25 protein-coding genes and 2 pseudogenes are annotated in these 26,724 nt (G+C 70.8%); 14 read left to right on the top strand and 13 right to left on the bottom strand.

Going from position 1 to position 26,724, the window contains the following annotated elements:
- Nucleotides 1–2,892 (top strand): tetratricopeptide repeat protein (locus tag AOJ26_RS27535; RefSeq protein WP_053851058.1); only part of this gene is annotated, 2,892 nt, incomplete at its 5' end.
- A 703-nt stretch (nt 2,893–3,595) separates the two neighbouring features.
- Here the strand turns inward: AOJ26_RS27535 and AOJ26_RS27540 are convergent.
- Nucleotides 3,596–3,853, bottom strand: a complete 258-nt coding sequence (locus tag AOJ26_RS27540) for a hypothetical protein (protein WP_053851059.1) — start codon at nt 3,851–3,853, stop codon at nt 3,596–3,598.
- Nucleotides 3,846–4,706 (bottom strand): mycothiol conjugate amidase Mca, encoded by an 861-nt coding sequence (gene mca / locus AOJ26_RS27545; protein WP_053851060.1) that lies wholly within the window; start codon nt 4,704–4,706, stop codon nt 3,846–3,848. Before mca ends, AOJ26_RS27540 begins: the two co-directional genes overlap by 8 nt.
- Nucleotides 4,707–4,841: 135 nt before the next feature.
- Here mca and AOJ26_RS27550 point away from each other — a divergent pair, with 135 nt between their 5' ends.
- Both AOJ26_RS27550 and greA read left to right on the top strand, forming a co-directional pair.
- Complete coding sequence (locus AOJ26_RS27550; protein ID WP_053851061.1) at nt 4,842–5,240, top strand: DUF4307 domain-containing protein; 399 nt, start codon at nt 4,842–4,844, stop codon at nt 5,238–5,240.
- 167 nt (nt 5,241–5,407) lie between these two features.
- Entirely contained in the window at nt 5,408–5,908 is a 501-nt protein-coding gene (greA, locus tag AOJ26_RS27555) for a transcription elongation factor GreA (protein ID WP_053851062.1), read from the top strand.
- Between the two features lie 111 nt (nt 5,909–6,019).
- Here the strand turns inward: greA and AOJ26_RS27560 are convergent, their stop codons facing one another.
- The 3 genes from AOJ26_RS27560 to ilvA all read right to left on the bottom strand — a co-directional run bounded on the left by AOJ26_RS27560 (nt 6,020) and on the right by ilvA (nt 9,335).
- The gene (locus AOJ26_RS27560; protein ID WP_053851063.1) at nt 6,020–6,865 is read right to left on the bottom strand and encodes an ABC transporter permease; all 846 of its coding nucleotides are present in this window, start codon (nt 6,863–6,865) and stop codon (nt 6,020–6,022) included.
- A complete protein-coding gene (locus AOJ26_RS27565; RefSeq protein WP_053851064.1) occupies nt 6,862–7,914 on the bottom strand; it encodes an ATP-binding cassette domain-containing protein in 1,053 nt (350 codons plus the stop codon). The genes AOJ26_RS27560 and AOJ26_RS27565 overlap by 4 nt, the downstream gene beginning before the upstream one ends.
- A gap of 191 nt (nt 7,915–8,105) precedes the next feature.
- Nucleotides 8,106–9,335 (bottom strand): threonine ammonia-lyase, encoded by a 1,230-nt coding sequence (ilvA, locus tag AOJ26_RS27570; RefSeq protein WP_053851065.1) that lies wholly within the window; start codon nt 9,333–9,335, stop codon nt 8,106–8,108.
- A 161-nt stretch (nt 9,336–9,496) separates the two neighbouring features.
- Here ilvA and AOJ26_RS27575 point away from each other — a divergent pair, with 161 nt between their 5' ends.
- From AOJ26_RS27575 to AOJ26_RS27585, 3 genes are all read left to right on the top strand, one after another.
- Nucleotides 9,497–10,000 (top strand): MarR family winged helix-turn-helix transcriptional regulator, encoded by a 504-nt coding sequence (locus tag AOJ26_RS27575; RefSeq protein WP_078960047.1) that lies wholly within the window; start codon nt 9,497–9,499, stop codon nt 9,998–10,000.
- A gap of 129 nt (nt 10,001–10,129) precedes the next feature.
- Nucleotides 10,130–10,633: a sigma factor-like helix-turn-helix DNA-binding protein gene (locus tag AOJ26_RS27580; protein ID WP_053851066.1), complete on the top strand. Its 504-nt coding sequence runs from the start codon at nt 10,130–10,132 to the stop codon at nt 10,631–10,633.
- A gap of 28 nt (nt 10,634–10,661) precedes the next feature.
- Nucleotides 10,662–10,910: a hypothetical protein gene (locus tag AOJ26_RS27585; protein ID WP_053851067.1), complete on the top strand. Its 249-nt coding sequence runs from the start codon at nt 10,662–10,664 to the stop codon at nt 10,908–10,910.
- A gap of 12 nt (nt 10,911–10,922) precedes the next feature.
- Here the strand turns inward: AOJ26_RS27585 and AOJ26_RS27590 are convergent, their stop codons facing one another.
- The gene (locus tag AOJ26_RS27590; protein ID WP_053851068.1) at nt 10,923–12,080 is read right to left on the bottom strand and encodes a cystathionine gamma-synthase; all 1,158 of its coding nucleotides are present in this window, start codon (nt 12,078–12,080) and stop codon (nt 10,923–10,925) included.
- 161 nt (nt 12,081–12,241) lie between these two features.
- On the opposite strand from AOJ26_RS27590, the gene AOJ26_RS27595 reads away from it, so the two are divergent.
- From AOJ26_RS27595 to AOJ26_RS27610, 5 genes and pseudogenes are all read left to right on the top strand, one after another.
- A complete protein-coding gene (locus AOJ26_RS27595) occupies nt 12,242–13,360 on the top strand; it encodes a hypothetical protein (RefSeq protein ID WP_053851069.1) in 1,119 nt (372 codons plus the stop codon).
- 117 nt (nt 13,361–13,477) lie between these two features.
- Nucleotides 13,478–14,143: a peptide-methionine (S)-S-oxide reductase MsrA gene (msrA, locus tag AOJ26_RS27600; protein ID WP_053851070.1), complete on the top strand. Its 666-nt coding sequence runs from the start codon at nt 13,478–13,480 to the stop codon at nt 14,141–14,143.
- A gap of 35 nt (nt 14,144–14,178) precedes the next feature.
- Nucleotides 14,179–14,823 (top strand): hypothetical protein, encoded by a 645-nt coding sequence (locus AOJ26_RS43585; protein ID WP_143663561.1) that lies wholly within the window; start codon nt 14,179–14,181, stop codon nt 14,821–14,823.
- A pseudogene (locus AOJ26_RS42185) lies at nt 14,824–14,919 on the top strand (peptide-methionine (S)-S-oxide reductase); the annotation flags it as partial.
- 168 nt (nt 14,920–15,087) lie between these two features.
- Entirely contained in the window at nt 15,088–15,681 is a 594-nt protein-coding gene (locus AOJ26_RS27610; protein WP_053851072.1) for a hypothetical protein, read from the top strand.
- 22 nt (nt 15,682–15,703) lie between these two features.
- On the opposite strand, the gene msrA (AOJ26_RS27615) is transcribed toward AOJ26_RS27610, so the two are convergent.
- Nucleotides 15,704–16,216, bottom strand: coding sequence for a peptide-methionine (S)-S-oxide reductase MsrA (msrA, locus tag AOJ26_RS27615; protein ID WP_053851073.1), 513 nt, complete (start codon nt 16,214–16,216; stop codon nt 15,704–15,706).
- A 176-nt stretch (nt 16,217–16,392) separates the two neighbouring features.
- Between msrA (AOJ26_RS27615) and AOJ26_RS27620 the strand changes: the two genes are divergently transcribed.
- Both AOJ26_RS27620 and AOJ26_RS27625 read left to right on the top strand, forming a co-directional pair.
- Nucleotides 16,393–17,496: an AI-2E family transporter gene (locus AOJ26_RS27620; protein ID WP_179200288.1), complete on the top strand. Its 1,104-nt coding sequence runs from the start codon at nt 16,393–16,395 to the stop codon at nt 17,494–17,496.
- A 93-nt stretch (nt 17,497–17,589) separates the two neighbouring features.
- A complete protein-coding gene (locus tag AOJ26_RS27625; protein WP_053851075.1) occupies nt 17,590–18,534 on the top strand; it encodes a DUF5829 family protein in 945 nt (314 codons plus the stop codon).
- A gap of 55 nt (nt 18,535–18,589) precedes the next feature.
- On the opposite strand, the gene AOJ26_RS27630 is transcribed toward AOJ26_RS27625, so the two are convergent.
- Both AOJ26_RS27630 and AOJ26_RS27635 read right to left on the bottom strand, forming a co-directional pair.
- Entirely contained in the window at nt 18,590–18,973 is a 384-nt protein-coding gene (locus tag AOJ26_RS27630; protein WP_053851076.1) for a VOC family protein, read from the bottom strand.
- Nucleotides 18,974–19,060: 87 nt separating this feature from the next.
- Complete coding sequence (locus tag AOJ26_RS27635; RefSeq protein WP_053851077.1) at nt 19,061–20,101, bottom strand: NAD(P)-dependent alcohol dehydrogenase; 1,041 nt, start codon at nt 20,099–20,101, stop codon at nt 19,061–19,063.
- Nucleotides 20,102–20,280: 179 nt separating this feature from the next.
- Between AOJ26_RS27635 and AOJ26_RS27640 the strand changes: the two genes are divergently transcribed.
- Complete coding sequence (locus tag AOJ26_RS27640) at nt 20,281–21,183, top strand: helix-turn-helix transcriptional regulator (protein WP_053851078.1); 903 nt, start codon at nt 20,281–20,283, stop codon at nt 21,181–21,183.
- A 6-nt stretch (nt 21,184–21,189) separates the two neighbouring features.
- Here the strand turns inward: AOJ26_RS27640 and AOJ26_RS27645 are convergent, their stop codons facing one another.
- The 4 genes and pseudogenes from AOJ26_RS27645 to AOJ26_RS42195 all read right to left on the bottom strand — a co-directional run.
- On the bottom strand, nt 21,190–21,960 hold the full coding sequence (locus AOJ26_RS27645; protein WP_053851079.1) for a group II truncated hemoglobin: 771 nt from the start codon (nt 21,958–21,960) through the stop codon (nt 21,190–21,192).
- Nucleotides 21,961–22,056: 96 nt separating this feature from the next.
- The gene (locus AOJ26_RS27650; RefSeq protein ID WP_053851080.1) at nt 22,057–25,377 is read right to left on the bottom strand and encodes a S8 family peptidase; all 3,321 of its coding nucleotides are present in this window, start codon (nt 25,375–25,377) and stop codon (nt 22,057–22,059) included.
- A gap of 207 nt (nt 25,378–25,584) precedes the next feature.
- Nucleotides 25,585–26,268: an ABC transporter ATP-binding protein gene (locus AOJ26_RS27655; protein WP_053851081.1), complete on the bottom strand. Its 684-nt coding sequence runs from the start codon at nt 26,266–26,268 to the stop codon at nt 25,585–25,587.
- 223 nt (nt 26,269–26,491) lie between these two features.
- Nucleotides 26,492–26,724, bottom strand: a pseudogene (locus tag AOJ26_RS42195) (ABC transporter permease); the annotation flags it as partial.

Raw genomic sequence — 26,724 nt, forward strand, 5'->3', positions numbered from 1 at the left:
ACCGCGCTGGGTGCGGGCCTGGTCGTGGGGGTCGCGGGGGCCGCGGCGACCGTCGTGAAGGTGGCGGGCTCGCATCTGCCGGCCGCGCATCACCGGGCGGGCGCCATGGGCCAGCCGGGCGGCCCGGAGCAGCTCCGGCTCCAGTGGCTGACGGCTCTGGAGGTGCGGGGGATCAGGCCTTTCCTCGACCAGCAGCGGGTGCTGAGCGCGTCGACCGGCCCGAAGAAGGGGGGTCCGCGGCTGCGGGGCACGGACAAGAGCGCGGCGGCCCGCGGCAGAAGTGTGCTGGAGCAGTCGTTCAATCAACTCCCGGAGCAGATAGGGGAGTTCGCGGACCGCCGGGTGGAGATGGGCCGCATCCGGCAGTGGGTGCAGGCCGCGCGCGCGACCACCGAGACCCGGCCCACCGTGGTCGTCCTGCACGGGCCGCCGGGCAGCGGCCGTACCGCACTGGCCGTACGGGCGGCGCACGACCTCAGGGACTACTTCCGCGGCGCCTGTGTCGTGGACCTGCGGGGCGACAACCCGGAGGAGTCCCCGCTCTCCACCCGGGACGCGCTGCTGCATCTGCTGAACCGCCTCGGCGCGCCCCGCGAGCAGCTCCTGTTCCGTGAGCGTTCCTCCCCCGACCAGCAGGTCAAGCGGCTGAGCGAGCTGTACCACCAGCATCTGACCGGCCTGCCGGTGACGATCGTGCTGGACGACGCCTCGGACCCCGAGCAGGTCCGCACCCTGGTCCCGGAGCGTTCCGACAGTCTGATCCTGGTCACCGCGCGCGAGCCGCTCGGTCTGCCGTCGGACCTCGCCGCCCATGTGCACGAGCTTCCGGTCCAGGCCCTGGACGCGGCGGGCGCCGAGGAGCTGCTGGACGCGGCCGCGCAGTCCGCCGCCGGCCCCTACGACGCCCAGTCCGCCGACCGGATCAGGGAGCTGTGCGGCGGTCTGCCGCTGGCGCTGCGCATCGCGGGCTCGGCGCTGGGCCCCCGTTCCCCGCGGCAGCTCGCCGCGGATCTGGGTGCGTACGGTCCGGTCGGGCCCGTGGAGCGCGCCCTGTGGCTGCGCTACACCGACCAGTCGGAGCCGGCCCGCCGGCTGCTGCGCCGGCTCGCGCTGGCGGGGCGGGCCTCGCTGGGCGCCGCCGCGGCCGCCGCGCTGCTGGGCACCGACGAGACGGAGGCGGTCCGGCATCTGACGGCGCTGGCCCGCGCGGGTCTGATCGACCACGTCCGCGGCAGCCGTTACCGCGTCCACGACGTGGTGCGCGCCTTCGCGCAGGCCAGGCTGGCGGACGAGGAGGAGCCGGCCGAGCGCACGGCCGCGCAGGAACGCCTCATCGTCAACTACGCCGACCTCGCCGACTCGGTGCTGCGCCTGGTGGACGGCAACATGTCGACCCGCTCGGACCGTTTCAGCCCGCACGGTTTCACCTCCCTGGACGAGGCGCTGCGCTGGCTGGACGACGAGTCGAGCTTCATCACGGCGGCGCTGCGGCACGCGGACGGCGTCAACCAGGGGGCGGTCCTCAATCTCCTGGGCGCGTTGTGCGACTACTGCCTGCTGCGCGGCGACCTGTACCGCCTGGGCGAGATCAGCGAGTTGGCGCAGGCGGTGGACCAGGGGCTGCTGGTGCGTTCGGTGCAGTGGCGCACCGGTATCGCCGCGCGCCAGCTCGGCGAGCTGGACAAGGCGCGCACGACGCTGACCTCGGTGGTCGACCTCTACATGGAGGCGCATCACGACGCGGGCGCCGCGCGCGCCCTGTGCTCCCTCGGCATCACCCTGCACCACCAGGGTCAGCTGACGGAGGCGGCGGCGAAGCTCCAGGAGGCGCTGGCCCTCCAGTCGCCGCCCGAGCTGGACACGGACCGCGCCTGGACCATGCACGCGCTGGCGGCCGTCGAGCGCGACCGGGGCCGGGTGGCCGAGTCCCTGGACCTGCTCACCCGCTCCCTGGTCCTGCACCGTGCCGGCGAGTCGGTGCACGGCGAGGCGTGGGCCCACTTCCAGCTCGGTCAGCTCGTCCTGCGCATGGGGGACGTGCCGCGTGCGGAGTCGGAGCTCAGGACGGCCCTCGACCTGTACGGCCGTACCCGCGACGCCCGTGGTGAGGCGTGGGCGCTGACGCAGCTCGCGCGGGCCCGTCTGGTGGCCGGCGACCCGTCGGCCGCGGTGGACGGTCTGCGGCAGGCGGCTTCCCGGCACCGTGACAACGAGGATGCGCGCGGGGAGGCGTGGACGGTGTACTACCTGGGCCAGGCGTTGGAGGAGACGGGCAACCTGGACCTCGCGGTCCGTGAACTGGAGCGCTCCCGCACGATGTTCTCCCGTATGCGGGACGTCTACGGCCTGGCCTGCGCCCGGCACCACTCGGCCCGTGTCACGCGTGACCAACGGGCCGCGCAGACCGGTTCGTTGCGCAACTCCGGCTTCGCCCGCCAGCTCCTGGTCGACGCCCGCGCCGACTTCCAGCGCATCGGCGTCGCCCACGGCGAGGCGTGGACCTGCCTGGAACTGGCGGTGGTGGACGCGGGCAACGGCCGTACCCCGCAGGCCCTCGCCCTGTGCGACGAGGCGGCGGCCCTGTTCGCCTCCTACGGCGACCGGCGGGGCGAGGACTGGGCCCGCTTCCTGCGCTGCACCCTGCTGCCGTACGCGGCACCGGGCGGCGTGGAGGTCGGTGCGGCGGTCGCCCAGGAGGAACTGGTGGAACTGTCCCGCCGCGAGCACGACACACGGGACGAGAAGCTGGACGACTACGTGGGTGCGTACGCGCTGCTGCTGGAGCGCGGCGTGAACCTGGACACCGGCTGGCAGGCCTGGCGCCTGGGCATGGTCCCGAACCGGCACGCACGCGAGGTGATGGGCGTGGGGGTGGCTCCGGCACGGGGGTGACGGCGGCGCGGCCCGCGTGCCCGGCGCCGGGGGGACACCGGCTCGGGACGGGGGTGACATCGGCTCGGGCCGGAGGTGACACCGGCTCGGGTCGGAGGTGACACCGGCTCGGGCCAGGGCGCGGTCGCTACCTTCTGGTGCGCTGCGGTCACAGGCCGAACGTGGCGGCCACGGTGGCCGGGACGCGAGGCGGGAGCGGGGGCGGGGCTCAGTCGGTCCCGTCGCGTGCACTGGCGGTCACCGACCGACATCGGCCGCTCCGGTGTTCCGGACGCCAGTCGGGACCGGGGCACGGCCCGTCCCGTCGCTTGCGCTGCGGTCACAGGCCGGGGCGGCGACCCCTGCGGCTCCGACGTACGAGAGCCCGTGGGTGCAGGGATCCGTGCCGTCCCGCGGCGAGGGCTGCGGGTACCGACCGGAGGGCCCAGCCACCCCGGCCGATCCGGTGTCCGAGCCGCCCGTGGCGGCCGGTACACGGTCTCGCCCACAGTCTGCGGAGTCCTGGGGCTGCCGTCACCGGACGGCGGCGACGGCCCCACGCGGGCTGGGCACGCCGTACGTCCGACAACCGGTACAGCCCCGCGGCCACCGCCCCAGAGCACGCACGCTCCCGATGAACGGAGTCGTCCTCCGCGCTGCCGCCGTCACCGGACGGGCACGGCCAGATGACGGGAGGGTCGCCCCTCCCGTCGTGCCGGGTGGTTCAGCCCTTGGCCGGGGAGGCCTTGCCGGACGGGCCGTCGGCGGTTTCCTTGCCGGGGGCCTCGTCCGGGGACTCCTTGAAGTCGACCTTGCCCATGTGCTTGCTCATCGACTTCATCAGGGCCCACACCGCCAGGGCCATCGCCGCGAAGACGATGAAGCCGAGGACGCCGGGGGTGACCTTGTCCTCGTCGACCTCCTTGGCGAAGGTCACGAGGTGCGTCATTGCCAGGCTTGCGCTTGCGCTCATGTCAGGCATTGTCGCGGATGCCCGCAAAGAGGTCGTCCTCGGGGAGGGAGGTATCGACGAGGGACTTCGCGAGCTCGTACTCCTCCGTGGGCCAGACCTCCTTCTGGAGCTCCAGCGGCACCCGGAACCAGCCGCCGTCGGGGTCGATCTGGGTGGCGTGCGCGATCAGGGCCTTGTCGCGGATCTCGTAGAACTCCGCGCACGGGATGTGGGTGGTCAGGGTGCGGTCGCGCATCGGCGACTCCTCCCACCGCTTGAGCCAGTCCCCGTACGGCGACTCCAGGCCGCGCTCGATCAGCGCGTTGTGCAGCGCCTCGGTGCGGGGGCGGTTGAAGCCCTGGTTGTAGTAGAGCTTCTGCGGCTGGTAGGCCGGGCCGTACTCGGCCTCGGGGTACTTCTCGGTGTCCGCCGCGCCCTCGAACGCCACCATCGAGATCTTGTGGGTCATGATGTGGTCGGGGTGCGGGTAGCCGCCGTTCTCGTCGTAGGTGGTGATCACCTGGGGACGGAAGGAGCGGATCTGCTTCACCAGCTCGCCGGCCGCCTTGTCGACGTCCTCCAGGGCGAAGCAGCCCTCGGGCAGCGGCGGCAGCGGGTCGCCCTCGGGCAGGCCGGAGTCGACGAAGCCGAGCCACTCCTGCCGGACGCCGAGGATCTCCCGGGCCTCGTCCATCTCCTTCTTGCGTACCTCGTGGATGTGCTCCTCGATGTACTTGTCGCCCTGGAGCTTCGGATTGAGGATGGAGCCGCGCTCCCCGCCCGTGCAGGTCACGACCAGCACGTCCACCCCCTCGGACACGTACTTCGCCATGGTGGCCGCGCCCTTGCTCGACTCGTCGTCGGGGTGGGCGTGCACGGCCATCAGTCGCAGCTGGTCAGTCAAGACTCAATCCTCGTAGGTCGGCGCCCCCGGTGTCTTCGGGCGCGTACGGCGGCTTCTATAGTGACCGAATCGGGGGGCGATTAATTCCGCGGCCTGGTTTCCAGGGAGACGATCATGAGCACGGCGAGCACACGGCTGCCCGAGGGCCGCTACGGCCGCTCCTCGGACGAGCGCGCCGACCACAGGCTCAGGATCGCCGGTGCCGTGTTCGGGGCCCTCCTTCTCGCGCTGATCGGTTACTTCGCCTACCACTACGTCGGCCAGAGCGAGATCAGCGGTGAGGTGATCTCCTTCGACGCGAAGGCCTCAGCGGTCGATGTGCATCTGGAGGTCCGCAAGGACTCCGGCACCTCCGGCTACTGCACGGTCCGCTCCCAGGCGGCGGACGGCTCCGAGGTGGGACGGGCCGACTTCCGCTTCGGCGGTGACGCCACCCGTATCGACAAGGTCGTCACGCTCCGTACGACGGCGCGGGGCTCCACGGCCGAGCTGCTGGGCTGTCACGCCGACTGACGTCACCCCCGACATTCGGTCCTGACCTGCGCCGACGTATTTCTGATGGCTTATGTCCTCCCCCTTCGGCTTGTGAATTGTTAGGCTCGTGGTTTCGCCCTTCCGTGAAGGAACATTCTTCTGGGTAGGGCGATGCTTTGTATTCCCAGTACCTACGAGGAGCACCTGTGACCCAGACCAGCGAAGACGTCACCTGGCTTACGCAGGAGGCGTACACCAAGCTCAAGGAAGAGCTGGCGTACCTGTCTGGTCCCGCGCGCGAGGAAGTCACCGCGAAGATCGCGGCTGCGCGCGAGGAGGGGGACCTGCGCGAGAACGGCGGGTACCACGCGGCCAAGGAAGAGCAGGGCAAGCAGGAGCTCCGCATCCGCCAGCTCACCCAGCTCCTGGAGAAGGCCAAGGTCGGCGAGGCTCCGGCGTCCGCGGACGGTGCCGTGGCGCCCGGCATGGTCGTGACGATCGCGTTCGACGGCGACGAGGACGACACCATGACCTTCCTGCTCGCCTCGCGCGAGTACGCGAGCGCGGACATCGAGACCTACTCGCCGCAGTCCCCGCTGGGCTCCGGCGTGATCGGCCACAAGGTGGGCGAGGACGCGGAGTACGAGCTGCCGAACGGCAAGAAGGCCTCCGTGACCATCCTCAAGGCCGAGCCCTACAACGGCTGACCCCGGCCGACAGTCCGTCCTCGGCGGGCCCCCGGCGCCCTCACGGCGCCGGGGGCTCCGTCATGTGCGGGCCTTCGTCATGCGCGAGGCTGCGTCATGCGCGGGGCTTCGTCATGCGGTGGCCGAGCGGTACTTGCGGACCGCCAGGGTTCTGAACACGACGACGATCAGGACCGAGTAGATCAGCGAGGCCCAGACCGGGTGCTGCATCGGCCAGGCGTCCGAAGGGGACACCCCGGGGTTGCCGAACAGCTGGCGGCAGGCCTGGACCGTGGCGCTGAAGGGGTTCCAGTCGGCGACGTGCTGCAGCCAGGGGGTCATACGGCTGGAGTCCACGAAGGCGTTCGAGATGAACGTCACCGGGAAGAGCCAGATCAGCCCGCCCGAGGTGGCCGCCTCCGGGGTGCGCACGGACAGGCCGATCAGGGCACCGACCCAGGTGAACGCGTATCCGAGCAGGAGCAGCAGGCCGAAGGCGCCGAGGACCTCACCGATGTTGGTGTGGGTGCGCCAGCCGACCAGCAGCGCAACCATGGCCAGCACGAACAGGGTCAGGGCCGTCTGCACCAGGTCGGCGAGCGTCCGTCCGGTGAGCACCGCGCCGCGTGCCATGGGCAGGGAGCGGAAGCGGTCGATGAGCCCCTTGTGCATGTCGTCGGCGATCCCCGCGCCGGCGCCCGCGGTGGCGAAGGTGACGGTCTGCGCGAAGATGCCGGCCATCAGGAACTCGCGGTACACGGAGGGGTCCGTGGTGCCGCCGATGTTCATGGAGCCGCCGAAGACATAGCTGAACAGCACCACGAACATGATCGGCTGGATGAGCCCGAAGATGACCATCTCGGGGATCCGGGACATCCGGATCAGGTTGCGCCTGGCGACGACCAGCGAGTCCCGGACGGACTGGCTGAGGGGGTTGCCGGGAGCCGCGACCCGCGCGGTGTCGGTGACGGCGCTCACTGGGCGTCCTCCTTCTGGTCCGTCTTCTGGTCGATCTTCCTGGCCGACTTCTTGTCAGGCTTCTTGTCAGGCTTCTTGTCGGTCTTCTCGTCCGTGGCCTCGTCCTTCATCTCGGCCACATGGCCCGTCAGGGACAGGAAGACGTCGTCGAGGGTGGGCCGGCGCAGGCCGATGTCGTCGATCTCGATACCCCGGGTGTCGAGCTCGCGGATGACCTCGGCGAGCAGCTTGGCGCCACCGGTGACGGGCACGGTGAGCTTGCGCATGTGGTCCTCGACCGTGGTGTCGCCCTTGCCGAAGCCGCGCAGGATCTCCGAGGCGGCCTGGATGTGCTCCCGCTCGTGCACGACGACCTCGACGCGCTCGCCGCCGGTGCGGGCCTTGAGCTGGTCGGAGGTGCCCTTGGCGATGACATGGCCGTGGTCGACGACGGCGATGTCATGGGCGAGGTGGTCGGCCTCTTCCAGGTACTGGGTGGTCAGCAGCAGGGTAGTGCCCCCGGAGACCAGCCCTTTGATGACCTCCCACAGCAGTTGGCGGTTGCGCGGGTCGAGGCCGGTCGTCGGCTCGTCCATGAACATCACGGGTGGCGAGACCACCAGGGCGGCCGCGAGGTCGAGGCGGCGGCGCATTCCGCCGGAGTAGGTCTTGGTGGGGCGGTCCGCCGCGTCGGCGAGGTCGAACTGCTCCAGCAGCTCCGCCGCGCGGGCCTTCGCGTGCTTGGCCTTCATCTGGTAGAGCTGGCCGACCATCTGGAGGTTCTCGCGGCCGGTGAGGTATTCGTCGACCGCCGCGAACTGGCCGGAGAGGCCGATGGAACGGCGCACGGCGTCGGGGTGCTTGAGGACGTCGATGCCGGCGACGACCGCCGAGCCGCGGTCCGGTTTGAGCAGGGTGGTCAGACAGCGGACGGTCGTCGTCTTGCCCGCGCCGTTCGGTCCGAGGAGGCCCAGGACGGTGCCTTCCGGGACGTCCAGGTCGACGCCGTCCAGTGCCTTTACGTCACCGAAGGTCTTGACCAGCCCTTCGGCATAGATGGCGCCTGGCATATGAGTCTCCACGTCGTCGGGGATTCTTGGGAAAGCCTAGGTTTCTGCGGTTTCTCCCGCCCGTTCTTTTCTTCCGCGGGCGGCGTGAGCGATGGCACGGGACACACCATAACGCGATGTATCGCGTCTCTCAATGGACTTACCCGAAAGAGTGACTTCTGGGTTCCGAGGGTTGCCGAGGGCGTCTGACCTCAGTCGATGACCGTGTAGCCCGCCTCACGCAGGGCGCGGCCGACCTCGGCGCAGTGCTCGGGCCCCTTCGTCTCCAGGTGCAGCTCGACCTCCGCCTCCGCGAGCCCGAGCCGTGGATCGGTCCGGATGTGGCTCACGTCCAGGACATTAGCGTCGGCCACTGACAACACCCCGAGAAGCGTCGCGAGGGCACCGGGACGGTCCGTCAGCCGCAGCCGGACGGCCAGGTAGCGGCCCTGCGCGGACATGCCGTGCCGCAGGACCCGCTGGAGCAGCACGGGGTCGACGTTGCCTCCGGACAGCACCGCGACGACCGGCCCCTCGAACGAGCCCGGGTCGCTCAGCAGGGCGGCCACCGGGCTCGCCCCGGCGGGTTCGACGACCAGCTTGGCCCGCTCCAGGCACAGCAGCAGCGCGGCGGACAGCTCGTCCTCGGTCACCGTGCGGACCTCGTCCACGAATTCGCCCACGATCCCGAACGGCACGTCCCCGGGCCGCCCCACCTTCATGCCGTCGGCCATCGTCACCGGGTTCTCGATCGCCACCGGGCGCCCGGCCGCCAGTGAGGGCGGATACGCGGCCGCGCCCGCCGCCTGCACGCCCACGATCCGCACGTCGGGCCGCAGCGACTTCACCGCGATCGCCACCCCGGCCGCGAGACCACCGCCGCCGATCCCGAGCACGACCGTGCGCACCTCCGGACACTGCTCCAGGATCTCCAGGCCGACCGTGCCCTGGCCCGCGATCACGTCCGGGTGGTCGAAGGGGTGGATGAACACCGCGCCCGTCTCGGCCGCGTACTCCTGCGCGGCGGCCAGCGTCTCGTCGACCACCTGCCCGTGCAGCCGCACCTCGGCGCCGTAGTGCCTGGTCGCGCTGATCTTCGGCAGCGGGGCGCCCTTGGGCATGAACACCGTGGAGCGCACGCCGAGCAGGGTGGAGGCCAGCGCGACCCCCTGCGCGTGGTTCCCGGCGCTCGCGGCCACGACCCCCGCGGCCCGCTCCTCGGGCAGCAGTCCGGCGATCCGCACGTAGGCGCCGCGGAGCTTGAACGAACCCGTCCGCTGGAGGTTCTCGCACTTGAAGTGCACCGGCGCGCCCACCAGCCGGCTCAGATGGCGGCTGCCCTCCATCGCGGTCGTCCGCGCCACGCCCGACAGCATCTTCTGCGCGCCGCGCACGTCGTCGAGCGTCACCGGCGGCACGGGGTGGGCCTTGCGGTAGTTCATGACTCAAGTCTCGCAGTTCACACGTGCGCGTTCGCGCTGTGACCAACGTCCGAGACGGGTTTGCGCAGCGCCGGTACGACCCGCCCCCCGGCCGCGTAACCTGTCCCCCAACCCAGCAGCCTTCATGAAGTGAGCCCCCGGCCATGCCCACAACACCTGAAATGTCGATGGACATGACGACCGTCGGTGACACCGGTCTCCTCGACGCCCTGCAGCACGAGGTGGCGGTCTTCGCCCGTCGTGCCGAACAGACCCGGCTCGGCGGGGTGGGGCAGGTGCGCAACTCCATGGACCGTGCCGCGTACCTGCTGCTCAACCGGCTCGACAAGGAAGGCCCGATGGGCGTCAAGGCGCTCGCGGCGAGCATGGGCATCGACTCCTCCACGGTCACCCGCCAGGTGGCGCCGCTCGTCGACACCGGCCTGGTCAAGCGCACCTCGCACCCCGAGGACGGACGCGCCGTGGTCCTCCAGCTCTCCCCGCGCGGACAGTCCCGGCTGGAGGAAGTGCGCTCCTCCCGGCGTCAGTTGATGGCCGAGCTGACACACGACTGGGCGCCGGAGGAGCGCGAGGCCTTCTGCACGCTCCTCACGCGCTTCAACACCGCGCTCTCCTCCCGGATGGCGGCCCAGGGGGTTCCGGGGCCGGAGGCGCAGACCTCCTGAGCACCCGCGCGCGTACCGCCCCGCCTCTTGACCGGACGGGCGGACCGGGCCTCATATGAGACCGGGTCCTCTGGGTCCTCGTGGGTCGTACGAAGCCGTCGTACGGCCATCCGCAGGCGGGGAGGTGCGGTGCGGCAACGGCAGGCGTCCCAGGGCACGCGTCGGGCCCGGGAGTTCGAGGCGTTCGTCGCCGGCGCGGCGGGACGGCTCCTGCACGCCGCGACACTGCTGACGGCGGAGTCGCCGGACGACAACCCGCGTGCACGTCGTCTGCTGACGCTGGCGCTCGCCCACACGTACGCGTGCTGGGACCGGCTGCGCGGCGAGGACCCCTACGACCGGGCCCGCCAGTACCTGGCCCTGCGCTTCGCCCACGGGGCGTGGCGCCGCCACGGCATCCTGCTGGGCGGGCGTACGCACCCCGCGAGCCCGTTGTCCCGGCTTGCCCCCCAGGAGCGGCTGGTCCTGGTGCTGCGGCTCTACGAGGGCGTGGCCGAGGAGCAGGCGGCGGCTCTGCTGGGCCTGCCGACGGAACGCGTCCGCACGATCTGCGACCGGGCGACGGCGACCCTGCTGCACCCGCCGCGCGACCCCGCACCGGCGGTGGTCGGGGCGAAGGTGGCGGCGTCATGACACGGCCGGCCCGTCCCGGGAGGTGCGCGTGAACCGTATGCAGCGCGAGGCGGCCGTGCGCCGGCTCATGGAACGGGGGACGCCCCAGGTGCCGGCGGATCTCTACGGGGACGTCGTACGCCGGGGGTCGCGCATGCTGCGCCGCCGGTCCCTGGCTCGCCGGGCCATGTGGCTGCTGCTGTTGGCGGCGAGTGTGGCGTTCGTGGTGTGGGCGCTGACCGCGCGCCCTTGGGTGGAGCCGCCGTCCACGACGACTCCACCGATGACGGGCTGGTGAGCCCGGCCGTACCTACTTGGCCAGCGCCTGCTGGAGGTCCTCCAGCAGGTCGTCGACGTTCTCGATGCCCACGGACAGGCGGACCAGGTCGGCGGGGACCTCCAGGGCCGAACCCGCCACGGACGCGTGCGTCATCCGGCCGGGGTGCTCGATCAGGGACTCGACGCCGCCCAGGGACTCCCCCAGCGTGAAGATCCTGGCGCGGTTGCAGACCTCGACGGCCGCCTCCTCGCCGCCCTCCACCCGGAAGGAGACCATGCCGCCGAAGGACCTCATCTGCTTGGCGGCGACCTCGTGACCGGGGTGTTCCGTCAGCCCCGGGTAGAGCACCTGCGTCACGCGCGCGTGGCGGGTCAGCATGTCGGCGATCTTGGTGGCGTTCTCGCTGTGCCGGTCCATGCGCACCGACAGCGTCTTGGCGCCGCGCAGCACCAGCCAGGAGTCGAAGGGCCCGGCGACCGCGCCCATCGCGTTCTGGTGGTACGCCAGCTCCTCGCCGAGCGTCTCGTCGGCGGTGACCAGGGCGCCGCCCACGACGTCGGAGTGGCCGCCCATGTACTTGGTCAGGGAGTGCACGACGACATCGGCGCCGAGCGACAGCGGCTGCTGGAGGTAGGGCGTCGCGAAGGTGTTGTCGACGACGAGCCTCGCGCCCGCGTCCCGGGCGACCTGGGCGACGGCGGCGATGTCGGTGATGCCGAGCAGCGGGTTGGAGGGGGTCTCCACCCACACGGCCTTGGTCTTCGGGGTGATCGCGGCCCGTACGGCGGCCGGGTCGCTGGTGTCGGCGACCGACCACTCGACACCCCAGCGGGCGACGACCTTCGCGAAGAGGCGGAACGTGCCGCCGTACGCGTCGTTGGGGATGACCACGTGGTCGCCGGGGCTGAGCAGCGTACGCAGCAGGCAGTCCTCGGCCGCCAGTCCGGACGCGAACGCGAGGCCCCGGCGGCCGCCTTCGAGGGCGGCGAGGTTCTCCTCCAGGGCGGTACGGGTCGGGTTGGCGCTGCGGCTGTACTCGTAGCCGCCGCGCAGACCGCCCACGCCGTCCTGCTTGTAGGTCGAGACCTGGTAGATCGGCGGGACCACCGCGCCGGTGAGGGGGTCCGCGGTGTTCCCCGCGTGGATCGCGAGGGTCTCGAAGTGCTGACTGATGTGCCTGTCGCTCATGGGCTCCGAGGGTAGTCCGCCCGGAGGTCCGATGACGGACGACGGGCTCCCGACGGCCGTACCGCAGGGTTTTCCCCAGGTGTTCGGGGCGGTCCGGGGAGTTTTCCACAGGGCGCGGACCGGGTTGGGCAATTGTCGGCGGCGTCTGGAACTCTTGAGGCATGGAAATTCTCTGGGTCCTGATGGCGGCGGTCCTGCTGGGCTTCGTGCTGCTTCCGTTCCTGCGGCGCGGGCGGGGCGGAATCGAGCAGGTCCCGGCCGGCCACCCGGACGCCGCGGACCCGGCGGACTACGGCTTCGTGCGGCAGGAGGAGCTGGACATCCGCATGCCCGGCCCCGACCAGGACCTGCTGGACGTCCTGGACCTGGTGCAGCGCACACAGGACTACAAGGCCGCCGCCCAGCTCCTGGCGGGCACCGAGCGGGAGGGCGAGCTGCGCTGGCAGCGCGTGCAGGCCTTCGCCGGAGCCGCCTCGCTGGAGCTTCAGCAGCGGCCGGGCGGGGTCAGCGAGGCGCCGGGCGGGCAGTGGCTGCGGGTGTGGCGGGCCGAGCAGCCCAAGGACGCGGGCGGCGCGGCCGTGCACGCGGAGTTCCTGGTCCAGCAGGCGTGGCGGACCTCGACGCCGGGCACGGACGAGTTCCGGATCATCATGGAGGAGGCGAAGGCGGCCTGCGGCGAAGCGGCGCTGCTGGCTCCCGGCGATCCGGTCCCGTACATCGTCGAGCTCTCCGTGGCGCGCGGACTTGCCTATCCGCAGGCGGAGTTCGAGCAACTGTGGCTGAAGATCCTGGACCGCGCGCCGAACCACATGGGGGCGCACCTGGCCGCGCTGCACTACTGGTGCGAGAAGTGGCACGGCTCGCGGGAGCTGGCGTACGGCTTCGCGGAGGCGGCGGCCGCCCGGGCCCCGCACGGCTCGCTGCTCGCCGCGATGCCGTTGTTCGCGGTCTTCGAGCACCTGCCCGAGGTCAACCTGGTCAGCGGTTTCTACCGGAGCGAGGTCGTCACGAAGGCGATCCACGGCGCGCTGCACGCGGTCCACTCGGCCCGCGCCGACGACCCGATGCTGGCCCATGTCCGCCACCTGCTGGTCTTCTTCCTGGTGCGCGGCGAACGCTGGTCCGAGGCCATGAACCAGCTGGTGCACATCGACGGTCATGTCGGAGCGCTGCCCTGGACCCTGTCCGCCGACCCGGCCGCGGAGTTCGCGATATACCGGGCGCTGGCGGTGGCGGGGTACGAGGCGAACGGCGGCAGCCCGGCGACACTCCCCCAGTGACGTGACGCCCCCGGCCGACGCCGGGGCTGCCGGAATGCGGCTCGGCACGGGAGGGTTGCTACCGGTGCCGCCGCCCCGCACACCTGCCCGGCACGCACGAACGAAGGAGCCCGCCCCATGCTGTTCGGCCGTACGCCCGTCCTGCCCACCCCCGAGCAGGCGCTGAAGGGCCGCTCCCAGCCGGCGTTCGCGCTCCCGGACCGCCACACCGTGCTCGGCACCCCGCTGCTCGGCCCCTACCCCGAGGGGCACCTCATCGCCGACTTCGGCATGGGCTGCTTCTGGGGCGCCGAGCGCAAGTTCTGGCAGCTCCCGGCGGGGGTGTGGACGACCCTCGTCGGCTACCAGGGCGGCCACACCGAGAACCCCGTGTACGAGGAGGTCTGCTCGGGTCTCACCGGCCACACCGAGGCGGTCCGGGTGGTCTTCGACCCCGCCCTCGTCTCGTACGAGCGCCTCCTGAAGACCTTCTGGGAGTCCCACGACCCCACCCAGGGCTTCCGCCAGGGCAACGACGTGGGCACCCAGTACCGGTCGGCGATCCACACCCACGGCCCCGAGCAGGCAGCGGTGGCCGAGGCCTCCCGCGCCGCCTACCAGCGAGTCCTGACGGCCTCGGGCCACCGCACGATCACCACCGAGATCCTGCCCGCGGAGAGCCGCCCGTTCTACCCGGCGGAGAGCCACCACCAGCAGTACCTCGACAAGAACCCGGCGGGGTACTGCGGGATCGGCGGGACGGGTGTCTCCTGCCCGGTCGGCGTGGCCAAGGCGGAGGGCTGACGTCACGGGTGGCCTTCGGAACGTACGCCCGCAGCGTGCGTGACGAGCGTTTTCCGCTCGTCAGACGGCACGCGGCGCTGAGGTGTGCCGTCGGCGACTACGGCCCGCTCGGCTTCAACGCGACCTGGGCGTATCTGAGCACGACGGCGTGCCCCACCCCGGATCTGCGCAGGGATTCCGCGGCGCTGTTGCGCGCGCTGGCCACCTTGGAGGAAAGCCGAGCCGCACACCTAGCCGAGATGGACGCCTTCGCCGCCCGCCGCCGGGTGGAGAAGGCTGTCGGCCGCCGAACGCCACGGGCTTCCGACACGGCCACTCTGCGTTTTCCGCGCTGGCCGAGTTCGGCGCCCCCTTCCCGATTGGGACTGATCGCCGCCGTGGCGAATCGACACTCGGCGTTCCAGCGCATCCCCTACCCCGACGAGACGCTCTCCCCCGACATCGAAGTACGCCGACTCGCCAACCTGCACGCCCGTCTCGAAGGCTGCGCCGCGTCCTACCTCAAGGCCCTCGGTCGCCTTGACCGCCGGGCGGCAGCGGAACTGACCGACACCGTCCACGGCATCCGCAACCTTGGCCGGCCGGGCTACTCGCCCCTGAACATGTACCTGCTCCCATGGCTGCGCTTCGCGAACCTACTCACGTACGCCGTCGACGTGTCCTTGGCCATCGAGCACTGACACCAGCAGTACCTCGACAAGAACCCGGCGGGGTACTGCGGGATCGGCGGGACGGGGGTGTCCTGCCCGATCGGCGTGGCCGGGGCCGACGGCTGAGGTCGAGGCGTCCGCGCCGCCAGCGACGCGGACCGTCGGCGGCTCCGACTGTTCAGCCAGGCGGAAGGACGTCGGGGGGCGGCCGGATGCGGTGACGTGGGGGCCGGGAGGGAACGGGTTCTCCCAGGCCCCTCGGGGAGAGCGCATGGCGGGAGGGATCATGGTCGGGTGACTGGACTCTCCCCCTATCAGCGGGACCTGCGCGGCCGGCTCGCGGCGGTTCCCGTGCTCCCCGTGCCCTCCCCCTGGCAACCGGCGTTCGAGCCCTGTGCCGCGGTCGGAGGGCTGCTCGGGATCGGGTTCGCGACGCATCCGGACAGCGGCGACGACCTCGTGATGGTCGTCTCGTCCGCCGGTCACGGTCTCTTCGACGCCGGCACCGGGGAGAAGATCGCGCGGGACCGCGATCCCGGTCCGGAGAGCAGTACCCCGGACGTGGCCGCGGACCTGACCTGTCCGGGTCTCGGACCGGTTGCCGGCAGCAGGGTGCACATCGCCGGGCTGTTCGGCGGCGGGCTGCACTCGACCACCGGCGACGGCTGGTACGTGCAGGTCGTCTCGCCGGACTGGCCCCACCACCGTGTCCTGCTCTCCCACGGCAGCGGCATGCCCCACCGCGATCCGCACGGCGAGCGGTGGTGGCACGTCTTCCACGCCGACTACTCAGAACTCCGGGCCGTCGGCTTCTCACCCTCCGGACGTACGCTCGCCGTGGCGACCAGCAGCGATGTGACCCTGTGGACGCGTCCGGAGGGTGCCTGACGGAAACGGGACGGGGCGGCCGTCAGCCGTCCGCGCGGGCCGGCAGCCGCCAGCCGGGGCGGGGGAAGTGGCAGGTGTAGCCGTCCGGGTAACGCTGGAGGTAGTCCTGGTGCTCGGGCTCGGCCTCCCAGAACGGACCGACCGGCTCCACCTCGGTGACGACCTTGCCCGGCCACAGTCCGGAGGCGTCCACGTCCGCGATCGTGTCCTCGGCGATCCGCTTCTGCTCGTCGTCGACGTAGTAGATCGCCGAACGGTAGCTGAGGCCGATGTCGTTGCCCTGGCGGTTCTTGGTGCTCGGGTCGTGGATCTGGAAGAAGAACTCCAGGAGCGCGCGGTAGTCGGTCTGCTCGGGGTCGAAGAGGATCTCGATGGCCTCCGCGTGCGTGCCGTGGTTGCGGTAGGTGGCGTTCGGCACGTCACCCCCGGTGTAGCCGACCCGGGTCGCCGTCACGCCCGGAAGCCGGCGGATCAGCTCCTCCATTCCCCAGAAGCATCCGCCCGCCAGCACAGCCCTCTGTGTCTGCGCAGCCATCGCTGTCCTCCCATATCTGCTCACGCGGGCCGGCCGACCGGCACACCGCCGGTGTCCCCCGGCCCGCTCCCCCCTCAACGCGCGAGGGCTCCGGGCGATTCCACGGCCGACCGATCAGGCAGCGATGGTGCCTGTGTGACGTGGTTGCCCATAAGGTGCCCTGCGTGACTGCCAACCTGAGTTCCACGAGAACCCGCGCAGCGCTGCGCACGTCGGCGCGGGTCTCCGCGGAGCTGCTGCTCATATTGCTGCTGCTCGCGGTGGCCCTGTGGCTCCTGGGCCGCACGTGGTCCGTGGTCTGGCCGCTGGTGATCGGTCTGCTGCTGACCACGCTGACCTGGCCGCCGACCCGCTTCCTGCTGCGCCGCGGGTGGGGTCCCGCTCTCGCCGCCTCGACGGTGACCGTGCTGTCGCTGCTGGTCGCCGCGGGCGTCGTGGCACTGATCGCGGTGCCGGTGGCGTCCCAGTCCGGCGACCTGACGGACGGGGTGATCGACGGCGTCCAGAAGGTGCGCGAGTGGGCCGCCGGGCCGCCGTTGAACATCGGTGACGCCCAGATCGACAAGGCCTTCGACACCGCGGTCTCCCGCGCGCAGGACGGTCTCGGCAGCATGGTCGGCGCGGTCGTCACCGGAGTGAGCACCGTGGTGAACGGCCTGGTGACCGCGGTCCTGGCCGTGTTCCTGATGTTCTTCTTCCTCAAGGACGGCCCGCGTTTCCTGCCGTGGCTCGCCCGCCAGCTGCCCGGCCGGCTCGCCACCGACGTCCCGACCGTGGCCGCGCGCAGCTGGGACACCCTGGGCTCCTTCGTGCGGTCCCAGGCCGCCGTCGGCCTCATCGACGCCGTTCTCATCGGCCTCGGTCTGTGGATCCTGGGGGTACCGCTGGTGCTCCCGCTCGCGGTGCTGACCTTCGTCTCCGCGTTCGTGCCGATCATCGGCGCCTTCTTCGCCGGTTTCGTCGCCGTGCTCATCGCACTGGTCTCCAACGGGCTGATGGACGCGCTGATCGTGCTGGCCATCATCGTCGTGGTGCAGCAGCTCGAGGGCAACGTGTTCCAGCCCATGATCCAGAGCCGGGGACTCGGCCTGCACGCGGCGGTGATCCTGCTGGCGGTGACGTTGGGCGGCAGCCTCGCCGGAATCGTGGGCAGTCTGCTCGCGGTGCCGGTCGCCGCGCTGATCGCGGTGATCTGGGGTTACGTTCGCGAGCAGCTCCAGGAGCCGCCGCAGGACCCTGACACCGACGAGCCGGAGAGCGGTGTCGCCGCCCCGTCCTGAGGGGCGGCACCCCGTCGGACCCCGGGTGTCAATCAATTCGACCCCGTTGAAAAGGAACCGCGACCGCGGCATCCCCGCCCTACGATCGCCCGCATGCGGATTCAACGGATATTACGGACGCTCGTCGTGCTCGTCCTGGCTCTCGCCGCGGCCCTCGGAGGTGCCGTGGGGACGGCACAGGCAGACGGCAGCCGGGCCTCCTCCGACCGGCAGTTGCTGTTCTACAACCACTCCTACGGCGTTCTCGACCGGGAGACCGCCGACGCGATCGAGCACTCCGACTACTTGAGGGACTTCGCCAACTTCCTGGTCCGCACCACCACCGGTGCCGGCGGGCAGACCTGGACCGGCCGCTACCTGATGGGCCGCGAGACCTATCTCGAACTGTTCGGAGTCGGTGACATCGCCGGCCCGGACGGCACCCTCGGCTCCGCCGGGCTGGGCCTGTCCACCGAACGGGACGGGGACCTGGCGACGGTCACCGAACGGCTGAGGAGCGAGGGGGTCGCCGACCCCGTCGAGTTCCTCCAGACCCGGGACTTCGGTGACGGGGTGCCCGTGCCGTGGTTCGACGCCATCCTCACCGCCACCGAGTACGACGCCTTCGGCGCCTGGGCGATGGAGTACCGGCCCGAGTACTTCGCCGACCCCCGCAGCAACACCGAGCCGGCGAGCTTCCCCGGTGACGTGGGCCGGGAGCGGGTGCTGTCCGACGACTACCGCACCCACCTGATGCGTGACGTGACCTCCGTCCGCATCGCGGTCACCGAGGGCGACCTCGCCGACACCGTGCCGCTGCTGCGGGCCGGCGGATTCGCCGTCAAGAGCGTGACGGGCGGGGGCGTCGTCGCGCAGGGCGGCGGCACCACGATCCGGTTCGACGCCGTCCCGCGTGAGCAGGCGGGTCTCCAGCGGGTCGAGATGTCACTCAACAGGCCCGTGAAGGACCGGCACGCGGAGCAGATCGGTCACTCGACCCTGACGGTCGGCCCCGGCAGCCGGGCCGTGTGGACGTTCGCGGCCAACGGCGCCCAGTAGGCACACGCCCGCACACGCAGGCGGCGGGGGCCTTTGGCGAGGGGACCAGGAAACCTCAGCCCCCGCTGCCGTACGGGCGCGTGAGGATCTCCAGTCGGTGGCCGTCTGGGTCGTCGAAGTACACGCCGCGGCCGCCGTCGTTGTGGTTGATCTCGCCGGGGCGGTGGTGGAAGGGGTCCGCCCAGTACGTCAGTCCCGCCTCCCGGACACGGGCGAAGATCGTGTCGAAGTCGTCCTCGGAGACGAGGAACGCGTAGTGCTGCGGCGTGATCCGCTCGGTCGTGTCCAGGTAGTCGAGGGTCACGCCGTTGGGGATCTCGACCGGGACGAAGGGGCCGTACTGCGGGCTCACCGTCAGTCCCAGGATGTCGGCCAGGAAGCGGGCCGAGGCGTGCTTGTCGCGCGCGGTGACGATGGTGTGGTTCAGCCGAACGGTCATCGCTGCCTCCTCCTTCCGACCGTACTCCGTGGCGTACGGCGAAGGGCCCCGGCGTGAGACCGGGGCCCTTCGTTCCTGCCGGGTGGGTCAGATCGTCGCCGTGTCGATCACGAAGCGGTAGCGGACGTCGCTGTTGACGACCCGCTCGTACGCCTCGTTGATCTCCGACGCGGCGATCAGCTCGATCTCGGCGCCGATGCCGTGCTCGGCGCAGAAGTCCAGCATCTCCTGGGTCTCGGCGATGCCGCCGATCGCCGAACCGGCGAGCGTCTTGCTGCCGCCGATGAGGGAGAACAGGTTCAGGGAGATCGGCTCCTCGGGGGCGCCGACGTTCACCAGGGCGCCGCCGGCCTTGAGCAGACCGAGGTAGGCGCCGAAGTCCAGCGGCGCCGAGACCGTGGAGAGGATGAGGTCGAAGGAACCGGCCAGCTCCTTGAACGTGGTCTCGTCGCTGGTCGCGTAGTAGTGGTCGGCGCCCAGCTTGAGGCCGTCGTCCTTCTTGCGCAGGGACTGGGACAGGACGGTGACCTCGGCGCCCAGCGCGTGCGCGATCTTGACGCCCATGTGGCCGAGACCGCCCAGGCCGATCACGGCGACCTTCTTGCCGGGGGCGGCGCCCCAGCGCTTGAGCGGGGAGTACGTGGTGATGCCGGCGCACAGCAGCGGCGCGGCCTCGTCGAGGGCCAGGCCCTCGGGGATGCGGACGACGAAGTTCTCGTCGACGACGACCTTCTCGGAGTAGCCGCCGTAGGTGGGCTCGCCGTCCTTGCCGACGGAGTTGTACGTGCCGACGTTGCCGCCGGTGCAGTGCTGCTCCAGGCCGGCCTTGCAGTTGTCGCACTCACGGCAGGAGTCGACGAGACAGCCGACGCCCACCCGGTCGCCGACCTTGTACTTGGTGACGCCGGGGCCGACCTCGGAGACGATGCCCGCGATCTCGTGGCCCGGGACCATCGGGAAGATGGCCTCGCCCCAGCCCTCACGGGCCTGGTGGATGTCGGAGTGGCAGATGCCGGCGAACTTGATGTCGATCAGGACGTCATGCTCACGGACCGCCCGGCGCTCGATGGTGGTGCGCTCCAGGGGAGCCTTCGCGGCGGGGGCGGCGTATGCGGCGACAGTGGTCATGCCCGGGTTCTCCTAGCGAGGGGGTCCGTGCCCGGCTGCCTTCTGTCCATCCGTCCGGGCACGATCCCCAGAGTGCCCCGCGGATCGTGATCCACCCAGGCCACAGCTTTGCGTACGTCCGCTGTTCCTACTACTGGCGGGGACATGATGGTGAACGTACGACCGTGAATACTTGACGTATGGACGAGATGGCCGAGGAACTGCCCGGAAGCGGCTCACTGGACCGGCGTGCCGAGCTCAGCGAGTTCCTGCGCACCCGGCGGGCCCGGCTGAAGCCGGAGGACGTGGGGCTGCCGGACTTCGGGCGGCACCGCAGGGTGCCCGGACTGCGCCGGGAGGAGCTGGCGCAGCTGGCGGGCGTCTCCGTGGCGTACTACACCCGCCTGGAACAGGGCAACGGGCGGAACGTCTCGACGGAGGTCCTCGACTCGATCGCCCGCGCCCTGCGGCTGACGGACGCCGAGCACGCGCACCTCACGCACCTGGCGAAGCCCAAGCAGCACAAGAAGAAGCCGGCCGCGCGGACCGAGCAGGTGCGCAGGTCGATCCGGCACCTGCTGGACACGATGGACGTGCCGGCGTACGTGTCCGGGCGGCGCTCGGACATCCTCGCCTGGAACCGGATGGCGGCGGCGGTCTTCGGCGACTGGTCGGAGCTGCCGGTGCAGGAACGCAACTGGGCCCGGCTGGTGTTCCTGCGGCCGGAGTACCGCGAGCTGTTCGTGCCGTGGGAGCAGAAGGCGACGGACATGGTCAGCTATCTGCGCATGGACGCGGGCTGCCATCCGGACGATCCCCGGCTGTCCGCGCTGGTGGGTGAACTGTCCGTCAAGAGCGAGGAGTTCAGGCGGCTGTGGGCCACGCACGACGTCAAGGAGAAGAACTTCGGCGTCAAGCACCTCCGCCACCCGCTGGTGGGTGATCTGACCCTGCACTTCGAGTCGTTCCCCCTGTCCGACGGCACCGAGCAGGCCCTGATCACCTACCACGCGGAACCGGGCACCCCGTCGGCCGACGCGCTCAGGCTGCTGGCGAGCTGGGGCGCGGACGCGACCCGGGCGGGCGAGTCCGCGCACTCCTGACCCTGCTCAGCCCTGGTACGGCAGCGCGGCCCCCCAGTTCCACTTCGGCACGGGCTGCTCCGCGGGCGGCTTGGCGTCCGGTCCGGAGAAGTGCACCGCGAGCCGGGTGCCCCACTCGACGTAGGCGAGGAACGCCGAGCGGAACTCCGCGTCGGTGGGCAGGCCGGCCTCGTCGGCGGCGTCCTGGATGAGGTTTACCCAGCGGCGCCGCTGCGGCTCGGTGATGTCGCGGCCGAGGTGCTTGGCGACCATGTGGCCGTGGCCGCCCTGGGTCTCCGAGTAGGCGGTCGGGCCGCCGAAGACCTCGGCGAGCCACAGGGCGACGTGCTCGGCGTGGTCGGGTGCCAGGCCCGCGAACACGGGGGCCAGCAGGTCGTCGGCCAGGACCTTCTCGTAGAACACCGTGGTGAGCCGGCCGAAGGCCTCCGCGCCGCCCGCCCACGCGAACAGGGTGGGGACGGCCGCGCCCCGGCCGCGGACCGTGGTCGGCTTGTAGTGGCGCATCTCCTCGATGTTCTCGGTGTACGGCCGGATCTCGGCGAGGAAGTCCCGGAAGAGCTCCGACTTGCGGAAGCCCTCCAGATGGTCCTCGGTGGACGTCCAGGTGATGCGCAGCACGTAGTGCTCGAAGTCCTCCTCGCAGCGCGCCAGTTCGTAGTCGACGCACTGCGGGGCGGCCGCGAGCTGGACGGAGGCGTGGGTGTAGGCGGACAGGAACTCCGCCGAGCGGTCTTCCGGGATGCGGTAGCGGATGTACTCGACGGTCTCTGTGGTCATACGGCCACTCAAACACGGGCGGCGGCCGGAAGCACAGCGACAAGGGCCCGCCGGAAACGGTGCTTCCGGCGGGCCCCGACTAGCGTCGCGCGCAGATCACTTCGCGTAGTACGCGTTGTAGATCGAGATCGTCGACTTGTTGCCCTTCTTGTCGGCGATCTTGGCGTGGAAGGAGATGGCCTTCCCCTTCGCCGGGTTCTTCACGGTGATCTTGCCGCCCGAGACCGTGACCTTCTTCCAGGTCTGGCCGTAGTCGTACGACACGTACACCGCGAGGGACTTCAGGTTGGAGCCCTTGGCGGAGCCCTCGACGGTCAGCGGGATCCTGACCGTCTTGCCGGCCTCGACCCTGCTGTCCAGACCCGTGGCCGCGTTGAAGCGGACCGTGGAGGCGGGCAGCTTGGTCGGATCGGCGGTCTTCTTGGACGAGAACGTCCAGCTCGCGTCGATCCGGGTGGAGGCGGCCGCGACCTTGACGCTGCGCTTGACCGAGGTCGTCAGCTTGTACGAGGCCTGGCCGGCCGGGACCTTGAACATCTTCTCGCCGAACAGCGGGTCGTCGTTCGAGCCGACCTTGACGCCGTTCTTGTACAGCGTGGTGTTCACCGAGGTGAACACCGAGGAGCCGGCGTGGCCCTTGCCGTCCGCGAACAGCGGCAGGTAACCGAAGATCTCGTTGCCGTCGCGGTACAGACCGAAGTCGGCGTTGAGGTGCGGGCCGAAGACCGCGGTGTTGAAGGTCTTGCTGTAGGACTTGCCGCCCTGGAAGGACTGCGCGGCACCGAGCGTGTAGAACGCGTCGGCGATCGGGAAGCCGTCCGGGTCGACACCGCTGTCCTGCTCGAAGTCCATCTCCCACTTGACCCCGCTGGTGGTGGAGAGGTGCAGGGTACGGGTGCTGGGCAGGGTCTGCTGGATGCCGATCGAGGAGGCGGAGAAGGAGCCGGGCAGCCAGCCCACGGCGTTGACCGAGCCCTTCTTGCCGCTCGCCGCCGCGCCCAGGCCGACCTTCACCTCGGCCAGCTCGCTCGCCTTGTAGTGCTTGGTGTAGCCGGTGGCGAACTGCTTGACCTTGCCGCCGGCCACGGTGTCGTACTGCTCGGTGGCGCCCTTGCTCCAGTGGCCGTCGAACTGCTCGCTGAGCGAGCCGTCGGTCACCTGCGGGCCGAAGTGCGCGGTACGGAAGCCCGCGTACGAGTTCAGGAACCAGCCGTAGCCGAACCCGCCGTTGGGCGTGTCGATCTGGAAGCCGGGAGAGGCGAACTCCGACTTGGCTGCCGTGTCCGGCACGGTGATGTCGACCGGCTTGGCCTTGCGCGCGTCCAGCGTGATCGTCGTGTTCTTGGTGACGTTCAGCTTCGGCTGGACCAGCCAGTCGGCGCCCTTGGCGATGTCCTCCGGGTCCACGAAGTAGGCGGAGTTGAGGATGTAACCGCCCTTGGGCACGCGGACGGTGACCGAGCCGTCCTCCTCGTACGGCGTGAACCACTTGCCGTTCGCGAGGCCGGAGATGCCGGACAGGTCCGCGCTGTAGTTCTTGGTCGGCTTGCCGTCACGGTCGAGGACGTTCAGCGTGACGTCGTACGACTCGACCTCCCGCTGCACCGCCGCCGCCGTGCGCACGGTCTGGCCGTCGCCCGTGGCGGTGACGTACGCCGAGTAGGCGCCGTCCAGGGTGCCGCCCAGCTTGGTGTTGACGGTGACGTCGACGGAGGCCTTGCCGCCCGCCGGGACCGTCACCGTGGTGGCGCCCAGCTTGAAGAAGCCGGCCGGAGCGGCCTGCCCCTTCGGGTCGGTGGCCGTCGACGACAGCTTCAGCGTGACGTCCTTGGTACCGAGGTTGCGGTACGTCACCTGCTCGGTGACCGGCTTGTCGTCGGTGTGCGGCCACTGCTGCGTGCCGAAGCTCACCGACACCGGGTCGGCGATGACGGTCTGCTTGATGGCCTTGTCGACCTGGATGCGGCCCGAACCCTGCTGGAACGGGGTGTACTTGCCGCCCTTGGCGGAGCCGGCCAGCGCGCCCTTCAGCTCGGCGTAGCCCCAGTCCGGGTGCTCCTGCTTGAGGATCGCCGCCGCGCCCGCGACATGCGGGGTCGCCATCGACGTACCGGAGATGGTGAGGTAGCCGGCGGGCTTCTCGCCGACCTCCTTGGCGATGAGGCTGCCGGGGGCGGCGGCCGCGGTGATGTCCACGCCGGGCGCGGTCACGTCGGGCTTGATCTGCCCGTCGAGGCCGGGGCCGGTGCTGGAGAAGGACGCCAGCTTGTCCTTGTCGTCGACCGCGCCGACGGTCAGGGCGGAGGCGGCGCTGCCCGGGGAGCCGATGGTCTGGTCGCCGAAGTCGCCCTCGTTGCCGGCGGCGATGGCGAACAGGATGCCCTTGGTCTGCGAGAGCTTGTTGACCTCGGCTTCCAGCGGGTCGATCTCCGGGGTGTCGCCGCCGCCGAGGCTGAGGTTGACGACGTCGGCGCCCTGCTCGGCCGCCCACTCCATGCCGGCGAGGATCTGGGAGTCCTCGCCGTAGCCGTCGTCGCTGAGCACCTTGCCGTTGAGGAGCTTGGCGCCCGGCGCCACCCCCTTGTACTTGCCGCCGGACTTCGCGCCGGTGCCGGCCGCGATGGAGGCGACGTGGGTGCCGTGGCCGAACTTGTCGGTCGCGTCGGCGGAGGTCGAGAAGTTCTTCGCCGCGATCACCTGGTCCTTGAGGTCCGGGTGGGTCGCGTCGACACCGGTGTCCAGGACGGCGATCTTGACGCCCTTGCCGTCGTAGCCCTTGGCCCAGGCGGTCGGCGCGCCGATCTGCGGCACGGACTTGTCAAGGCTGGCCTTGCGGACGCCGTCGAGCCAGACGTGCGCGATGCCGGAGGCAGTCCTGTCGCCGTTGGTGACCGCGGCCCACAGCTCGGACGCGTCCTCCTTCGGCGTCTGCACCGCGTCGGCGTTGAGCGAGGTCAGGGAGTGGCGGAGGGTGCCCGCGTCCCGGACGTCGTCCTTGGCCGCGCTGGCTGCGCCCTTGTAGCCGACGATCACCTTCAGTCCCTTGCTCTGGGACTTGCGGGTGGCGGCCTTGTTGAGCTCGGTGACGTCGAACAGCCGCTGGTCGAGCTTGCCGCTCGACACCAGGCGGGCCACGTCGGACGGCAGCACGTAGGTGTGGCCGTCGGCCTTGCGGAGCTGGACCGGTATGTGCTCGCGGCCCTTCGCGGGCTCCAGGCCCACGACACGGCCCTTGGCGTCCACGACGACGCGGTCACCGGTGATCAGGGTGATGCGGTGCTTGGGCGTGAGCTGCGCCTTGTGCGACTGCGAGACGTTCGCCGTCCGCTGCGCGTCCGCCGACGCCGGGCTGGTCATGCCCGCCGCGAGCGCTACCGCGGCCGCCGTGGCGATCGTGGCCGCGCATGCCTTTTTCACTTGTCTGCGCAAGTTTCCCCCTTGCAGAAGGACCGGGTGAATTCCCCGTTCACCCGGGCGGGGGGCAGACTCGCACACACGTATGCGCGCACCCCCCGGTGCTCGCAGTATGCCGAGGGGTGATCACGACCTCAATAGACAACTCCCCGACAGCAAAGTCTGTTACAAGACCGCCGGGTTCAGCGGGAGTTGGGCGTGCCCCGCCCGTCAGGAGGCGGCGTTCTCCTTCACCGTGATCCGTCCCTTGCGGATCGTGGCGAGGCGGGGGGCCTTCCTCGCGATGGCCGAGTCGTGGGTGACCATGATGAAGGTCAGCCCCAGCTCCTTCCACATGCGTTCGAGTACGTCCATGATCTCGTCGCGCATCGACTCGTCGAGGTTGCCGGTGGGTTCGTCGGCCAGGAGCACCTTCGGCTGCTTGACGAGGGCGCGGGCGATGGCGACGCGCTGCTGCTGTCCGCCGGACAACTCCGAGGGCAGGTGCCTGAGCCTCTCTCCGAGCCCCACGGAGCCGAGGGCCTCCGCCGCCCGCTCCCGCCGCTCCTTCACCTTGACGCCGAGGGGTACGAGGGCGGTCTCGACGTTCTCCTGGGCGGTGAGGGTGGGGATGAGGTTGAAGGACTGGAAGACGAAGCCGATGTTCTCGCTGCGGACCTTGGTCAGCCGGGCCTCCGACAGTCTCGCCAAGTCGGTGCCGTCCAGGACGACTTCGCCCTCGGTGGGCTTGTCGAGTCCGCCGAGCATCTGGAGGAGGGTGGACTTGCCGCCGCCGGTGGGGCCCTGGATGACGAGACGGTCCCCGTCGGCGATGGTGAGGTCCACACCGGCGAGCGCGTCGACGGTGTCCTTGCCCCGGGTGTAGCGCTTGGTGACGCTTCTGAGTTCGTACATGGTGACTCCTGGAGGGTTGGTTCGGGGTGGTGCGGATCGTCGTCGGCCGCGCCCCAGGTGGGTTCAGCCGGGTATGCCTTGCCCGCACCCACTCAGGGGCGCGGGGAACTGCGCGACCGGCCACGGCGCCCCCCGCACCCGCGGGACCACAGGGCGAGGCACATCCGTGGGCGCACCGGCACACCGGCACCGGCACCGGCACCGGCACCGCAGCGGACGCCCGCTACTCGACTCGGCGCAACGCGTCCGCCGGCCGCAACCGCGACGCGCGCCAGCCGCCGAACGCCCCGGCGACGAGACCGCCGGCCACCGCCAGGCCGACGGCGACCGCCACCGTCGTGAGGCTGACCGGGGCGGTCAGGGCCACGTCCAGCGTCCTGGCGGCCACCTGGCGTCCGGGCCCGCCGAAGCCTCCCCCGCCCCCGGGGCCACCGGCACCCCCGCCGCCCCCTCCCA

Origin of the sequence: Streptomyces sp. NRRL B-24085 (genome assembly GCF_001282115.1) — a bacterium.
Lineage (GTDB): Bacteria > Actinomycetota > Actinomycetes > Streptomycetales > Streptomycetaceae > Streptomyces.

What these genes read in the sequence shown, in the direction of transcription:
- AOJ26_RS27595 (WP_053851069.1), top strand. Translation starts at nt 12,242, where the DNA reads ATGGAAATTCTCTGGGTCCTGATGGCGGCGGTCCTGCTGGGCTTCGTG.
- AOJ26_RS27655 (WP_053851081.1), bottom strand. Translation starts at nt 26,268, where the DNA reads ATGTACGAACTCAGAAGCGTCACCAAGCGCTACACCCGGGGCAAGGAC.
- AOJ26_RS27630 (WP_053851076.1), bottom strand. Translation starts at nt 18,973, where the DNA reads ATGACCGTTCGGCTGAACCACACCATCGTCACCGCGCGCGACAAGCAC.
- AOJ26_RS27540 (WP_053851059.1), bottom strand. Translation starts at nt 3,853, where the DNA reads ATGCCTGACATGAGCGCAAGCGCAAGCCTGGCAATGACGCACCTCGTG.
- AOJ26_RS27640 (WP_053851078.1), top strand. Translation starts at nt 20,281, where the DNA reads ATGGACGAGATGGCCGAGGAACTGCCCGGAAGCGGCTCACTGGACCGG.
- ilvA (WP_053851065.1), bottom strand. Translation starts at nt 9,335, where the DNA reads ATGAACTACCGCAAGGCCCACCCCGTGCCGCCGGTGACGCTCGACGAC.
- mca (WP_053851060.1), bottom strand. Translation starts at nt 4,706, where the DNA reads ATGGCCGTGCACGCCCACCCCGACGACGAGTCGAGCAAGGGCGCGGCC.
- AOJ26_RS27565 (WP_053851064.1), bottom strand. Translation starts at nt 7,914, where the DNA reads ATGCCAGGCGCCATCTATGCCGAAGGGCTGGTCAAGACCTTCGGTGAC.
- AOJ26_RS27590 (WP_053851068.1), bottom strand. Translation starts at nt 12,080, where the DNA reads ATGAGCGACAGGCACATCAGTCAGCACTTCGAGACCCTCGCGATCCAC.
- msrA (WP_053851073.1), bottom strand. Translation starts at nt 16,216, where the DNA reads ATGGCTGCGCAGACACAGAGGGCTGTGCTGGCGGGCGGATGCTTCTGG.
- AOJ26_RS27575 (WP_078960047.1), top strand. Translation starts at nt 9,497, where the DNA reads ATGTCGATGGACATGACGACCGTCGGTGACACCGGTCTCCTCGACGCC.
- AOJ26_RS27635 (WP_053851077.1), bottom strand. Translation starts at nt 20,101, where the DNA reads ATGACCACTGTCGCCGCATACGCCGCCCCCGCCGCGAAGGCTCCCCTG.
- AOJ26_RS27625 (WP_053851075.1), top strand. Translation starts at nt 17,590, where the DNA reads ATGCGGATTCAACGGATATTACGGACGCTCGTCGTGCTCGTCCTGGCT.
- AOJ26_RS27550 (WP_053851061.1), top strand. Translation starts at nt 4,842, where the DNA reads ATGAGCACGGCGAGCACACGGCTGCCCGAGGGCCGCTACGGCCGCTCC.
- msrA (WP_053851070.1), top strand. Translation starts at nt 13,478, where the DNA reads ATGCTGTTCGGCCGTACGCCCGTCCTGCCCACCCCCGAGCAGGCGCTG.
- AOJ26_RS27645 (WP_053851079.1), bottom strand. Translation starts at nt 21,960, where the DNA reads ATGACCACAGAGACCGTCGAGTACATCCGCTACCGCATCCCGGAAGAC.